This window comes from Mesorhizobium sp. M0227, assembly GCF_040321855.1.
In the GTDB taxonomy this organism is placed as follows: domain Bacteria; phylum Pseudomonadota; class Alphaproteobacteria; order Rhizobiales; family Rhizobiaceae; genus Mesorhizobium.
Genome location: NZ_JAMYSJ010000037.1, coordinates 1 through 12,612 on the forward strand (window position 1 = coordinate 1; position 12,612 = coordinate 12,612).

Genomic DNA, 12,612 nt, shown 5'->3' on the forward strand with positions numbered 1-12,612 from the left:
GCCTCATCTCCAACAAGGCCATCGCCAAGCTGGCAGGCCTGGCTCCTTTCGCCAACGATAGCGGCAAGCGCACCGGCAACAGGCATGTGCGAGGCGGACGCGCCGGGCCGCGTGGCATCCTCTTCATCGTCGCAGCTATCGTGGCCAAATTCGATCCTCATCTCAAAGCTTTCGCTCAACGGTTGCAACAGGCGGGAAAGCCAAAAATGCTCATCCGCATCGCACTCGCCAGAAAACTCCTGGTCATCCTCAATGCAAAAGCACGCGATGCGCGCAACGAGTTCGTAATTGCAACTTGACACCCCAGATAGTCGCTCTCCCCCACTCACGTGGGGGCGAGGAACCCGAGCTAAACCATCACCTGTGCGAGAGAATGTTGACCAGCCGGCCGAACGGATCGCGCACATAGAAGCGCCGCACGCTCCAGGGCTCGTCGGCCGGTCCGTATTCGATGGCGAAGCCGGCGGCCTTCATGGCGTCGAGCGCCGCATCGACATCGTCGACCTCGATCGACAGATCCGGCACCGGCGTACCGGAGCCGCCTTGCGCCATGAAGCTGACCTGCACCTGCATCTCTTGATCGGAACCGTAGGTCGCGATCCAGCCAAGGTCCATCAGCACGTCGAGGCCGAGCACGTCCTGATAGAAGCGCTTCGCCGCCGCGATATTAGATGTCTCGATGTTGGCAACGATACGCCGGACTTTCATCGGCCTGCCTTTCATGCCGTGCGCCGCAGCGCCGTCACTTCGATCTCGATCTTCATTTCCGGTCTGTTGAGCTGGCAGACGATCATCGTCGCCGCCGGCCTGATGTCGCCGAACGTCTCGCCGAGGATCGGGAAGACGATGTCCACGAAGGCCTGGTCGGTGATGTAGTAATGCGCCCGCACCACATCGGTCATCTCGAAGCCGCCGTCACGAAGCGCCTTGCCGATCGTCGCCAGGCAATTGCGCGTCTGTGCCTCGACCGTATCGGGCATCGTCATCGTCGCATAATCGTAGCCGGTCGTTCCCGACACGAAACACCAATCGCCCTGCACCACCGCGCGCGAATAGCCGGCGGTCTTTTCGAAGGGCGAACCGGTGGAGATCAGTTGTCGCATGGGGTTCTCGTGAGTTGTGGTGGGCCATTTTGCAGGGAAAGGGCAGATCTGACCATGGGTCAACGCAGAGCGACTGGCGCTGCAAAGGCATTTTTATGTCGGCGGGACAGCACCCCCCTCTGGCCTGCCGGCCATCTCCCCCGCAAGGAGGGAGATCGGATGTCTCGAATGCTTTCGCCAGTTACAAACGGTGCAGAGATAGGCAGAGCGGCCAAGCTGCCGATCTCCCCTTGCGGGGGAGATGCCCGGCAGGGCAGAGGGGGGTGTGAAGGATCGCGGCGAAACAGCTTTTGGTTCACCGCCGAAATGCCTAGTTCGCAGACCCCAGCGCCTTGTCCAACGCCGCCTTCACATCGGCCGGCCATGTCGCCACATCAGGCCACGCCTGCGGCTTGCCATTGTCGCCGCGGCGCGCAAAATAGAGCCTTTGCTTGGCCGGGTCGACCGCCATGAAGCCGTCATTGCCGCCGCAATCATGCGGCACGCAGCCGCTGGCGTAGAAGGCGCCCGAAGCGGTCTTTTCCGTGCCGCCGCCGACCAGCAGGCTGGTCGCCATATCGGGCATGTCCTTGCCCAGCAGCTTTTCGGCTTCCTTGTAGACAGCCTCATTGTGGAAAGCGTCGATGATGTTCTGGTACTTTTCCGGATCGATGTCTTTCCAGTCCGTGCCGGGTTCCGGCATGTAGGTCAGATTGCCCGAAATCGTCAGCCCATCGGTCGGCGACCATTGCAAAGCCGGTTTCTCATCCCCCGGCAACAGATACGGCACGAAATAGATGGCATTGTCGGACACCGCCGAGGGCGGGGCGCCGCACTGGTCCTGCTCGACCATTGTGCTCTGGATCGTGCCACCTTCCGGTTTCCAGACGATCACCGTCGCCGGCCCGCATTGGTTGCCGCCGTCGCCGACATCGAACAGCGCCACCTTGACGCCGCCGACTTCCACGATCCTGTCAAAGAAGACGTCATAGTTGGTGGCCAGCTGCTGGCCGTCATAGGCAAGCACCTTCTCGCCATACTGTTCCTTCTGGGTGATGGTCAGCGTGCCGCCTTCGAAAGGGACGGGCGCCTGCTTGTCGTCATCGGCAGCGTCGGCGGCGTTCGTCCCCTGATCGGCGGACGGCTGGTCCGTCGCCGGGGCCGGCTGGTTGGCGGGTGCCTGTGTCTGCGCAAACGCGCTCACGGTTTGCCCCAGCAACAAGGCCAGCCCGCAAACGCCGGCAAGAAGCAAACGTGTCATGACTGTCCCTCCACTCAGTCGCAACGAACCCGGCGCAACGAAGGCCTGAAAAGCGGCCGGGCCTCCGCCTGGAGTGTGTACCGCTCAGGCCCAGGGGCGCTGTTCGGCGTTGCGCTTCTCGAACGAGGCGATGGCGCCGGCCTTCTCCATGGTCAGGCCGATGTCGTCGAGCCCGTTGAGCAGGCAGTGCCGCTTGAAATCGTCAAGGTCGAAGGTGACGACACCGCCGTCGGGACCACGGATTTCCTTGGATTCGAGGTCGACCGACACGGTGGCATTGGAGCCGCGCGAGGCGTCGTCCATCAGCTTCTCGAGATCCTCGGGGCTGACGGTGATCGGCAGGATGCCATTCTTGAAGCAGTTGTTGTAGAAAATGTCGGCGAACGAGGTCGAGATGACGCAGCGAATGCCGAAGTCGAGCAGCGCCCACGGTGCGTGCTCGCGGCTGGAACCGCAGCCGAAATTGTCGCCGGCAACCAGGATCTGCGCCTTGCGGTAGGCCGGCTTGTTGAGCACGAAATCCGGGTTTTCCGAGCCGTCATCCTTGTAGCGCATTTCGGCGAACAGGCCGGTGCCGAGCCCGGTGCGCTTGATCGTCTTGAGGTAATCCTTCGGGATGATCATGTCGGTGTCGACATTGACGATCGGCATCGGAGCGGCGACGCCGGTGAGCTTGGTGAACTTTTCCATGGCTTTTGCCCGTGTTTTCGTTGCGGGGGGATTGCTGAGGCACGGTTTACACAAAGCCGGCGGCAAATAAAAGGCAACTGTTCGTGCACGGTGGCACAAGCCAGCCCGATGGTGCAGTCTGGCGGACATGGCAGAAAACGCACACGTCCTCTATAACAGCGAAGCCGCGCTCGACATCGCCGAATTCCGTCGCGTGCTGGTCGAATCCGGCCTCGGCGAGACACGGCCGGTCGATGATGAAGCACGGCTGCGGGCGATGCTGTCGGGCGCCAACCTGGTACTGACCGCGCGCCTCGACGTCGAGGGCAAGCCGCTGATCGGCGTTATCAGGGCGATCACCGACTTCTCCTGGGGTCTGCTACATCTCCGAACTCGCCGTTTCCCGATCGGCGCAGGGGCTCGGCATAGGCAAGGGCCTGATGGACGAGGCGCGGCGGCAGCTTGGACCATCGGTCGCCATCAGCCTGATCTCCATGCCCGACGCCGTCGGCTTCTACGAACGTATCGGCATGAAGCGCATGGCCGACGCCTTCTGGTTCGACCGCAAGGGCTGACGTGCGGTCACCTGACTTGCAACGGCTAGCGGGACAGCACCCCCCTCTGTCCTGCCGGACATCTCCCCCGCAAGGGGGGAGATTGAGCGCTCAACCGCTTTCGCCAATTCCTGCGTCGCAGGAAAGAGCAAGGCGCTGAAGCTGCCGATCTCCCTTCTTGCGGGGGAGATGGCCGGCAGGCCAGAGGGGGGAACTCGATAGAACGGCGGTCTGCGCTGATCGCTCAAATCACATTCAATTCCCGGAACGCCCTTCCCTCCGCCACCCGCTCATACCCAAACGCCGAGCAGTCCACCGTGCGGTAGCCACCATGCACGATCAGTTCGGCCAGCGCCTTGCCGACCGCCGGCGCCTGCTGCAGGCCGTGGCCGGAGAATCCGTTGGCGAAGATGAAATTGCCGACTTCGGGATGCGGACCGATCACCGCGTTCTGGTCGAGCGTGTTGTAGTCGTAGTGGCCGGCCCAGGCGCGGGTCGGCTTGATTGCCTCGAAGGCGGGAATGCGGGTCGCCAGCACCGGCCAGATTACCTCTTCGAACAGCGGCCAGCTTACCTCGAAGTCACCGGGATCGGGTGCGCGGTCGCCTTCCTCCGGTTCGGCGCCGCCGGTGAGGTAGACCGAGCCTTCCGGACGAACATAGATGCCGGAGGGATCGACCAGCAGCGGCATGTCGGCATATTTCTCGCGCGCCTCGAAGACGAAGACATTGCGCTTGCGCGGCTCGACCGGGAGTTCAAGCCCGGCCATGGCAGCCACCTTGCCGGCGTTCGGGCCGGCGGCGTTGACGACGATGCCGGCCTTCAGCGTCTCGCCATTGCCGAGGCTCACTCCCGTGACGCGGTTGCCATCGCGCGCGATGCTGGTGACATCGGCGGCGATGAAATCGACTTTCTTCTGCCGCAGCGCCTTTCGGAACAGCGTCAGCATCGCATGCGCGTCGAACCAGCCTTCGCCGGTGCGGCCATAGGCGCCGGCTGAAATGCCCTCGGTCGACAGCCACGGGAACCGGCGCGTAAGCTGGTCGGCATCCTCGAGCACGATGTCGGCGCCCTCCGCGATCTGCGCCTCGTGATTGCTCTTGAGGATCGGCAAGCCGTCCTCGCCGGCAAGGATGAGGTAGCCGCCCTCGCGAAAGCCGATATCGGCATCATCCCCGAACTCTTCCTTCAGCCGCCGGAACAGTTTTAGCGTGAACTGCGACAGGCGGATGTTTTCCGGGATCGAGAATTGCTGGCGGATCGAAGCCATGGACAGCGTCGTTGCCGCATGCGCGAATTGCGGATCACGCTCGACCAGCGCGATCGTGCCGGAAAACCCTTGCTCACGCAGGTAATAGGCGACCGAGGAGCCGACGATGGCTCCACCGATGATGACGATGTCGTAGCGCATTTTTTCTCCGATCCGGCCGATGGTGTCCGTCACGCCACCGGCACAATGATCTCGAAGCGCGTGCCGCGTTCGCTGTCAACCAGCGCGATCATACCATCATGCGCTTTCAGGAGGGCCAGCACGATGCCGAGCCCCATGCCGGTGCCGCCCTGTTCGCGCCGCGTGGTGAAGAACGGCTCGAAAATGCGCGCCCGATTGCTCGGCGAAATGCCGGCGCCGTCGTCGCTGACCAGGATGCTCGCCTTGCCGTCGGCGCTCGTAGCGGAGACAGAAACCGCCGTCGCGCCGTGCCTGGCCGAATTGTCGATGAGATTGGCCAGCACGATAGCCGCGTTCTCGGCCGATATGCGCAATCTGATGTCGCCGCCGGCTCCGACGCAAACCGCCAGCCTGTTGTCGACGGGCAGCAGCGCCAGCGCCGCACCGATCGATGTGCTTTCGCCGCTCGGCGCCAGGTTTTCGGCACGCGCTAGGTCGAGCAGACGGCGAACCAGCAGATTGAGCCGCCCGGCGTCGGTGACGATATTGTCGGAAAAGCGCCGCCGCTCCGTATCGTCCATAGCGCCACCGGAATCGCGCAGCAGTTCGGCCGCGCCCTGGATCGCTGTCAGCGGCGATTTGAGCTCGTGCGAGACATGGGTGGCGAAAGTCTGGATGCTGTCCGACCGCGCCTGAAGCTTTTCGGCCATGTCGAGAAAGGCTGCGGACAGCTCCGCCATCTCTCGCGTGCCGTGATGGTCGAGCGGCCGGATCGCCGTGCGGTCGCCGGCGGCGATGCGCTCGGTGCGGTCGATCAGCGCATAGATCGGCCGGCTGACGGTGCGCAGGAAGATGAGACCGATGAGCAGCGTGCCGCCGAGAATGGCAATCGCCGCCAACGTCACCTTGCCGCGTTCGCCATAGAGATGTTTGATGATGTTGTTGGGCGTCCGCGACACATAGACGACGCCGGCGACCTTGCCGTCGACGGCGACCGGCAAAGCGACGAAGACCCGCACCTTGGTGCCGCGGCTGACCGAATAGAGCGGTGGCGTCGGCTGGTCGGGAATGCGCAGCCTGAGCGCGCTGGCATAGTGACCGGCAAGCGCTGTGCGCACCTCCTCGGCCGCACCGAGCGACTGGCCGACCTCGCCACGACCGGCGATGACGACGCCCCGGGGATCGAGCAGCCGGAAGCCGGCCAGCGTGGTTTTCTGCGTGGCGTCGAGAATACCGGACAGACGGGTACCGATCGCGGCAAAGGTGGGATCGACGATCGCAGGCATCGCCGCCGGCCGGGTCGGCAGCACATAATCCGAGGCAAGATCGAGTTGCGGCTCGATTGGCCTGTAGAGCGGGTCCGGATTGACGCTTCGGCTTGAATCCCCGCTTGGCCTCGGCATCGGCGCGCCGAGCTTGTCCGCCGCAATACCGGCGTCACGCACATCCTGCGCATAGATGGCGGCGATGGCCGCCCCTTGCGCGATCAGCTCCGCTTCGGTCTGGCGGATCAGCTGGTTCTCGTAGAGACGGAAGAAGAACAAGCCGACCAATGGCAGGGCCATCACCATGATCAGGATGGCGACGACGACCGTGGCAAGCCGTGGCCGCCATTTGCGGCCGATCCATTTGCCGGAAGTCGTCAGCCGCATCGGCCGAGCCGGAAGCCGACGCCATGCACCGTCTCGATAACATCCAGGCAACCCACTGCTGCCAGCTTGGCGCGGATGTTGCGGATATGGCTGTCGACGGTGCGGCCGGCGACATGGATGTTTGCGGCATAGGCGCTGGCCATCACTGCGTCGCGGTCGAGCACATGCGCGGGCCGCGTCAGAAACCCTTTTAAAATCGAGAATTCGATCCCCGTCAGGGCAAGCGCCTTGCCATCGAAGCTGGCAGCGTGACTGGCCGGCGCCAGAGCCAGTTTGCCATGCGAAAACTGCCTGTCGTCGACCGGTTCGGGCGCCGCCGGGCGGGCGCGCCGCAGGATGACGTTGACGCGGGCGACCAGCTCGCGCGGGCTGAATGGTTTCGTTACATAGTCGTCGCCGCCCATTTCGAGCCCGAGGATGCGGTCGATCTCCTCGTCGCGCGCGGACAGGAACAGCACCGGCACATCGGATGTGTGCCGCAGTCGCCGGCAGACCTCCAGCCCGTCCATCTCCGGCATGCCGATGTCGAGCACGACAAGATCCGGCGCCCGGCGGCCGATCGCTTGCAGGGCGGCGGCACCGTCGGCCACCCCTGTCGTTTTCATGCCGGCCTTTTCCAGCGCAAAGCAGATCACCTCGCGGATGTGCGGGTCATCGTCGGCGACGAGGATGTGATGCGGCATGGATCAGCGGCCCGGCATGGAAAGTTCGATTGCGGAGGGAATCACGAACGGCCCCTTGGTGTCGAGATATCGAAGCAGCCGCCAGTCGCGAAAGCTCCAGGCCCGCCAGTTCTGCTGGATAGTTCGATACCAGATTTCATCGCTGCCGCGCACGCCAGCCAGTTCGCGGACAGTGCCGGCGGCCGCCGTCTTGCCCTGCTGCTCGAGGAACCGATCGAGTGCGGGAAACGCGCCCGGACCGAGCGAGTGAAGATACCAGGCGTCTAGGGGAATGCCCTGGCCGGTCATTTCGAGGGAATGGCCGACATTGTAGTTGGCGATCGTCGCTGCAAAATTGATGAAACAGCCGGCATAAAGCGCCAGAGATAACGTCAGAAGATTGGCGGACAGCAGCCATTCGTTGGATTTTCCCAGTGCGATGCGGGCGATGATCAGGGCAAGCCCCGATGCGACCAGCCCCATCCAGACGAAGGCGGCGACGCGCCAGTAGGTCAATGCATAGATGCCGACATAGAGGTCGAGCCGCAGGATCGACGAAATGACCAGCATGATGTTCTGCGCCACCCAGGCATAGACCAGCCGGCGGATGAGCGGATCGGCCGATGTCTCGCTGCCTGGCCGCAGCGCTGCCAGCACGAAGCCGGCGGCAAGCAGCGCAGTGACCATCAAGGGATAGGCGCCACGATGCGCGTAGGCCGCGTAGCTCAGCCCGTCGGGAAGGGCCGCCCCGCCCCACAGATAGGTGGCGTCGAGCGCCGTCTGCAGCGCAAACAGGACGTTGAAGACGATCAGGGCGCGCAGGATGGCGGCCTTGCCGAACAGGATGTCTTCGATGGTGGTGACGGTTTTGTCGGCTTGAGCGCTGACGGCCGGCGCCGCGTGCGGGATGCGACGAACCAGGCGCGGCAGGCGCGGCCGCAGAAAAGCCCAGACAGCAGCTAGCACGAACAGCCAGAAGGCAATCCGCGCCAGTTGGATAAGATCGAGCAGCCTCACGAGGTCGATCAGCGACAGCCAGTAGTCGATCACCGGATTGGCGGCGCCGAACAGCGCCAGGAAGACCGCACCCAGCGTCAGCGGCATCACCCAGACGGCGATCGCCGCCAGCCGGATGCGCCGTCGGCCGAACCGGCGCGCCGTCTTGCGCCAGCGGATGAAATCATTGGCGAAGCGGAACGGCGCCGCCAGCCCGAACAGCGCGATCTGGCCGGCAATACGCGCGATGCTGTGCCGCAGCCGCCCGCTCAGCGAAAGCGCAAAGACGGTCAGCGCCGCCAGCGCGATCGAGACCGACAAGGCACTGATGTTCTCGGCGAGCGGCAGCAGCGCGACAAGCAGGGCGGCGGGCTTGAGCCAGACCCTGCCGTCGCTGAAGGCTGCGGGATGCACGGCGACCACCGCGGCGGCAATCAGGGTGGCAAACAGGAAAACCGTGATGCCGGCGGGTTGGCCATAAAAGAGAGAATCCGCAAGTGCTGCCAGCAGGATGGCGACCCCGAAGCGGGTGCAATAGCCTGGCGCGGCGGTGAAGAAGGATATCATGACCTGGCCTTCCTGATGGCGTCCGGCCGGATTGCCGGCGGGGTTCTGCGGACAAAGGGAATGAGGATCGCCGTGGCGTTCGCGCGCGGCGATCGGCCAGCCACCAGCCTTCGCTGCGCAGCCGGTGAGGCAGGAACCAATAGGGTTTTGCTCGCTTTTGCATGCCGCCTGTTTGTCAGGCCGACGGGGAAAGGGTGGGGCGGATGCGAGGAGGTTTTCCGCAGGCATGTGCAGTTTTCGTGCAGGCAATTGAGGTTGAATTCGCCATCTTTCTAACGTGGGCGCTGCCCCTCGCCTGCCTGCCGGCATCCTCTCCCCGTAAACGGGGCGAGGGATGCTCTTATCTCCGGTTTCGCCAATCTCCAGCGTCGCAAGAAAGGCGCCGGCGTTCCGGCCAGCTACTCTCGCCCCGTTTACGGGGATGTCCGGCAGGACGGTGAGGGGCAGCACCAGCTTTCGCGATTGGCTCGCCTCAGGTACAAGTCGGGCGCTTGCCTCGACCGCCCGCAGGCGGCATAGATCACCCATGGAAACCTATCGCCCGCGCCGCTCCGTGCTCTACATCCCGGCCTCCAATGACAAGGCCTTGGCCAAGATCGCGCAGCTTGCCTGCGACGCAATCATCATCGACCTGGAAGACGCCGTCGCTCCGGCCGACAAGATCACTGCCCGCGAAAAACTGGCCAGCATTTTCGCCGGCCATCCCGTTGCCAGCCATATTGGCAGACGCTGCGAGATGATCGTGCGCATCAATGCGATATCAAGCGAATGGGGCGCCGACGACCTGCTGGCTGCCGCAAGCTGTGAGCCCGACGGCATCCTTCTGCCCAAGGTCGACACGCCGCGCGACCTGCTCGAGGCCGGCGATGTGCTTGACGACAATTTTGTCCCCGATAGCGTGAAACTATGGGCGATGATCGAGACGCCCAAGGCGCTGCTCAACATCGGCGCCATCGCCGAGCTTGGCCGTGATCCGGCCTCGCGGCTAAATTGTTTCGTTGCCGGAACGAATGATCTGGTCAAGGAGACCGGCATTCTGGCAACGCCTGATCGACGCTACCTCGTGCCATGGCTGATGCAGATGGTGCTGGCCGCGCGCGCCGGCGGCATCGACATGCTCGACGGCGTCTCCAACGATTTTCGTGACCTCGACGCTTTCACACATGAATGCGCGGAAGCCGCAGCCATGGGGTTCGACGGCAAGAGCCTTATCCACCCGGCCCAGATCGAAGCCGCGAACCGAGCCTTTGCGCCGTCCATGGAAGCGGTGGCCGAGGCGCGCTCGGTGAAGGAAGCCTTCGCGCTGCCGGAAAATGCCGGCAAGGGCGTGATCGCGCTGAACGGCAGGATGGTCGAGCGGCTGCACTTGGCGCAGGCCGAAAAACTGCTGGCGAAGGCAGCCGCCATCGGGTCATAAATGCTCGATGGATGCGGGCGAGCTATAGCTACTCACGACAGGAATTGAACAATGAAACTCTACCGCTTTCTGTCCGCTCCGGACGATGCCAGCTTCTGCCACAAGGTGACGGCGGCGCTGAACAAGGGCTGGCACCTGTTCGGCTCGCCGACCTATGCCTACGACAAGAAGGCCAAAGCGATGCGTTGCGGCCAGGCCGTGGTCAAGGATATAGACGGCCAGGAATACGGACCCGATACGAAGCTCAGCGACTGGTAGGCTCCGCTCGCATCCACAGCCAGCCGGCCAGCCAGGCGATGGCTGCCGCAAGCGTCACCAGGCCCAGGTCAAGAGCCCACTCCGGCACGAACGCACGGAGCGCGATAGGCACTGCGCCAATGAAATAGAGGGCGAGTGGAATGCGCGGAACGCCTCTTGCAACGACAAGAGAGATTACAAACGCAAGTGTCCCAAGCAGAAAAAGGAACGAACTGACGACCAAAGCCAGTCCGAGAGGGCCGGCGCGCAGCTCGATGATGGTTGTCAGCGGAAGTTTCGAAAATACCAGATTGATCACCACTTCCACACCGACCAAACTTGCCAGTGCAACGAAGTTGATGACAAACGCGATGGTGCCGAACAGGCCCGCGCGCCGGCCAAACGCAAGAAACAGGCCGACGACAAGACCAAGCGCCAATATCTCGGCGACCGGTGCGAGAAGTTGCGTCAGATCGGTGGTCGCGATGAGCGAGCTGCGTTTGGCCGCGTTGACCAGGAGAATAAGCGCGCTTCCGACGCCGGCCGCGGAGGCAAGCCGATAAAGCGTAGCGCTGGGCACAGCCGCGCTCGACTGGATGGTCGTGGAATTCTCTTTGCGCTGAGGTTCTTCGGCTGAACTCCTCAGCGAAATGAGCGATTGCGGACGGCGGGGTTCGGCGGTTCTGGCAAGCATCTTCGTTTCCTCATCCGGGAAAACGGGAGCCGCGAAGACCGCAGGCTTGTTCCGATCCCATCTGTAATCACTGCTTACATGCTCTTGCCTGCATTGTAAACAGTGATTACATAAATCGCGGATCGTGCTACAGATGCGTGAAGCAGGCCTCCGGAACGAAAACGAAGGAGAAGAGATGGCAAACGCCAAGACGCCTCACCGCACCGGCTACCACCATGGCCATTTGCGGGACACGTTGATCGATGCTGCAATTCAACTTGTCGAGGAAGGCGGCCCCGACAATGTAAGCGTGCGCGAAGCCGCAAAGCGGGCCGGCGTTTCCCCCGGCGCCCCCTTCCGGCATTTTCAGTCGAAAACAGCGCTGCTGACCGCGGTCGCCGAACAGGCCATGAACCGGCTGACAGAGGCCGTTGCCAATGCACTTTCAGCAGTCGACAGCGCGGATCCCATCGTGGCCTTCGAAGCAATCGGACAAGGCTATCTGGAATGGGCGATCGCCAATCCCACGCATTTCCAGATCATCAGTTCCCGAACCCTGATTGATTTCGACGCGTCGGACAGTCTTCGCGGTCAGAATGAGGCCATTCGCCGGAAGATGATCGACCTGCTGACCCAAGCGCAACACCAGGGTCAACTGGCTGCGAACGCGGATTTCGATCATCTGGTTCTTGCCGCTCGTGCCTTTGTCTATGGGTTGGCACGAATGGTGGTTGATGGTCATTTTCCGGAGTGGCATCCGTCCGAGCCGCCATCGCTCGCCGTGCGCAAGGCGCTGCATCTTTTCATCAGCCGAATGACCAACCTATCTGAAGCGAGATCCCAGAAACCCTTGCCGCCGCTGGGTTCTGGACCGACTGGATAGGAATGGACATTTCACGCGACGCAGAACCAGCTATTCCGCCGCCTCTTCGATCTTCTCCATATCATCGTCCGACAGGCCGAAATGGTGGCCGATCTCGTGGATCAGCACGTGGGTGACGATGTCGCCCAGCGTCTCTTCGTTCTCGGACCAGTAGTCGAGGATGGCGCGGCGGTAGAGCGTGATCCGGTTCGGGCCTTCGCCGGTCTGCGGATTCCAGCGCTCGGCGATGCCGCGTCCCTCAAACAGGCCGAGCAGGTCGAACGGCGTTTCTAGCGACAGATCGTCCATGATCTCGTCGGTCGGGAATTCGGCGATCTGGATGACGATCTCGCCGGTCAGCTTGCGAAAATCCTCCGGCAGATGGGCGTACGCCTCCAGCGCCAGGAACTCCATTTCGTCCATCGAGGGCGAGAGTTCGTCGTGCCAGGTGCGGGTCTTGTAGATGCGGGCCATGCTTTGTCCTTTGATCCCGGCATATAGGCTTTCGCACCGTAATCGGCAAATGACACGGGCCGATGCGCCTGCGCCATCCATGCCGAGAGGAATAAATTCCCTATGTGTCTGCTTGA

General features: G+C 62.9%; 14 protein-coding genes and 1 pseudogene. 5 read left to right on the top strand and 10 right to left on the bottom strand.

Annotation, left to right across the window (positions count from 1 at the left end):
* On the top strand, positions 1-299 hold a 299-nt coding region (locus tag NKJ00_RS29360), incomplete at its 5' end, for a transposase (RefSeq protein WP_352632261.1).
* 58 nt (positions 300-357) lie between these two features.
* On the opposite strand, the gene NKJ00_RS29365 is transcribed toward NKJ00_RS29360, so the two are convergent.
* From NKJ00_RS29365 to leuD, 4 genes are all read right to left on the bottom strand, one after another.
* Complete coding sequence (locus tag NKJ00_RS29365) at positions 358-708, bottom strand: VOC family protein (RefSeq protein WP_023810903.1); 351 nt, start codon at positions 706-708, stop codon at positions 358-360.
* An 11-nt stretch (positions 709-719) separates the two neighbouring features.
* Entirely contained in the window at positions 720-1,103 is a 384-nt protein-coding gene (locus NKJ00_RS29370) for a RidA family protein (RefSeq protein WP_023810902.1), read from the bottom strand.
* Between the two features lie 310 nt (positions 1,104-1,413).
* Positions 1,414-2,343 carry an Ivy family c-type lysozyme inhibitor gene (locus tag NKJ00_RS29375; protein ID WP_352612521.1) on the bottom strand — a complete coding sequence of 310 codons (930 nt, stop codon included), beginning with the start codon at positions 2,341-2,343 and terminating at the stop codon, positions 1,414-1,416.
* Positions 2,344-2,427: 84 nt separating this feature from the next.
* Positions 2,428-3,033 (bottom strand): 3-isopropylmalate dehydratase small subunit, encoded by a 606-nt coding sequence (leuD, locus tag NKJ00_RS29380; protein WP_127329306.1) that lies wholly within the window; start codon positions 3,031-3,033, stop codon positions 2,428-2,430.
* Between the two features lie 127 nt (positions 3,034-3,160).
* On the opposite strand from leuD, the pseudogene NKJ00_RS29385 reads away from it, so the two are divergent.
* Positions 3,161-3,587 (top strand): annotated as a pseudogene (locus NKJ00_RS29385) (GNAT family N-acetyltransferase).
* A gap of 223 nt (positions 3,588-3,810) precedes the next feature.
* Here NKJ00_RS29385 and NKJ00_RS29390 read toward each other — a convergent pair.
* From NKJ00_RS29390 to NKJ00_RS29405, 4 genes are read right to left on the bottom strand one after another with little or no spacing between them, the layout of a single operon-like run.
* Positions 3,811-4,977 (bottom strand): NAD(P)/FAD-dependent oxidoreductase, encoded by a 1,167-nt coding sequence (locus tag NKJ00_RS29390; RefSeq protein WP_352612523.1) that lies wholly within the window; start codon positions 4,975-4,977, stop codon positions 3,811-3,813.
* Between the two features lie 29 nt (positions 4,978-5,006).
* Positions 5,007-6,608 (bottom strand): ATP-binding protein, encoded by a 1,602-nt coding sequence (locus tag NKJ00_RS29395; RefSeq protein WP_352632263.1) that lies wholly within the window; start codon positions 6,606-6,608, stop codon positions 5,007-5,009.
* Positions 6,599-7,291, bottom strand: coding sequence for a response regulator transcription factor (locus NKJ00_RS29400; protein ID WP_128304302.1), 693 nt, complete (start codon positions 7,289-7,291; stop codon positions 6,599-6,601). Before NKJ00_RS29400 ends, NKJ00_RS29395 begins: the two co-directional genes overlap by 10 nt.
* A gap of 3 nt (positions 7,292-7,294) precedes the next feature.
* A complete protein-coding gene (locus NKJ00_RS29405; RefSeq protein WP_352632266.1) occupies positions 7,295-8,833 on the bottom strand; it encodes a DUF4153 domain-containing protein in 1,539 nt (512 codons plus the stop codon).
* A gap of 526 nt (positions 8,834-9,359) precedes the next feature.
* On the opposite strand from NKJ00_RS29405, the gene NKJ00_RS29410 reads away from it, so the two are divergent.
* Together NKJ00_RS29410 and NKJ00_RS29415 are read left to right on the top strand one after the other, a co-directional pair.
* Complete coding sequence (locus NKJ00_RS29410) at positions 9,360-10,250, top strand: HpcH/HpaI aldolase/citrate lyase family protein (protein WP_352442389.1); 891 nt, start codon at positions 9,360-9,362, stop codon at positions 10,248-10,250.
* Positions 10,251-10,301: 51 nt separating this feature from the next.
* Positions 10,302-10,508: a DUF1737 domain-containing protein gene (locus tag NKJ00_RS29415; protein WP_013528780.1), complete on the top strand. Its 207-nt coding sequence runs from the start codon at positions 10,302-10,304 to the stop codon at positions 10,506-10,508.
* On the opposite strand, the gene NKJ00_RS29420 is transcribed toward NKJ00_RS29415, so the two are convergent.
* Positions 10,495-11,181 carry a hypothetical protein gene (locus NKJ00_RS29420; protein WP_352612530.1) on the bottom strand — a complete coding sequence of 229 codons (687 nt, stop codon included), beginning with the start codon at positions 11,179-11,181 and terminating at the stop codon, positions 10,495-10,497. The two genes, NKJ00_RS29415 and NKJ00_RS29420, sit on opposite strands and share 14 nt — an antisense overlap.
* 175 nt (positions 11,182-11,356) lie before the next feature.
* On the opposite strand from NKJ00_RS29420, the gene NKJ00_RS29425 reads away from it, so the two are divergent.
* On the top strand, positions 11,357-12,043 hold the full coding sequence (locus NKJ00_RS29425) for a TetR/AcrR family transcriptional regulator (protein WP_352612532.1): 687 nt from the start codon (positions 11,357-11,359) through the stop codon (positions 12,041-12,043).
* Positions 12,044-12,073: 30 nt separating this feature from the next.
* Here NKJ00_RS29425 and NKJ00_RS29430 read toward each other — a convergent pair whose 3' ends face one another.
* Positions 12,074-12,496 (bottom strand): metallopeptidase family protein, encoded by a 423-nt coding sequence (locus NKJ00_RS29430; protein WP_023763026.1) that lies wholly within the window; start codon positions 12,494-12,496, stop codon positions 12,074-12,076.
* Between the last annotated feature and the right edge of the window lie 116 nt (positions 12,497-12,612).

Excerpts from the sequence above, each read along its gene's own strand:
- NKJ00_RS29365 (WP_023810903.1), bottom strand. The coding sequence starts at position 708 with ATGAAAGTCCGGCGTATCGTTGCCAACATCGAGACATCTAATATCGCG.
- NKJ00_RS29370 (WP_023810902.1), bottom strand. The coding sequence starts at position 1,103 with ATGCGACAACTGATCTCCACCGGTTCGCCCTTCGAAAAGACCGCCGGC.
- NKJ00_RS29375 (WP_352612521.1), bottom strand. The coding sequence starts at position 2,343 with ATGACACGTTTGCTTCTTGCCGGCGTTTGCGGGCTGGCCTTGTTGCTG.
- leuD (WP_127329306.1), bottom strand. The coding sequence starts at position 3,033 with ATGGAAAAGTTCACCAAGCTCACCGGCGTCGCCGCTCCGATGCCGATC.
- NKJ00_RS29390 (WP_352612523.1), bottom strand. The coding sequence starts at position 4,977 with ATGCGCTACGACATCGTCATCATCGGTGGAGCCATCGTCGGCTCCTCG.
- NKJ00_RS29395 (WP_352632263.1), bottom strand. The coding sequence starts at position 6,608 with ATGCGGCTGACGACTTCCGGCAAATGGATCGGCCGCAAATGGCGGCCA.
- NKJ00_RS29400 (WP_128304302.1), bottom strand. The coding sequence starts at position 7,291 with ATGCCGCATCACATCCTCGTCGCCGACGATGACCCGCACATCCGCGAG.
- NKJ00_RS29405 (WP_352632266.1), bottom strand. The coding sequence starts at position 8,833 with ATGATATCCTTCTTCACCGCCGCGCCAGGCTATTGCACCCGCTTCGGG.
- NKJ00_RS29410 (WP_352442389.1), top strand. The coding sequence starts at position 9,360 with ATGGAAACCTATCGCCCGCGCCGCTCCGTGCTCTACATCCCGGCCTCC.
- NKJ00_RS29415 (WP_013528780.1), top strand. The coding sequence starts at position 10,302 with ATGAAACTCTACCGCTTTCTGTCCGCTCCGGACGATGCCAGCTTCTGC.
- NKJ00_RS29420 (WP_352612530.1), bottom strand. The coding sequence starts at position 11,181 with ATGCTTGCCAGAACCGCCGAACCCCGCCGTCCGCAATCGCTCATTTCG.
- NKJ00_RS29425 (WP_352612532.1), top strand. The coding sequence starts at position 11,357 with ATGGCAAACGCCAAGACGCCTCACCGCACCGGCTACCACCATGGCCAT.
- NKJ00_RS29430 (WP_023763026.1), bottom strand. The coding sequence starts at position 12,496 with ATGGCCCGCATCTACAAGACCCGCACCTGGCACGACGAACTCTCGCCC.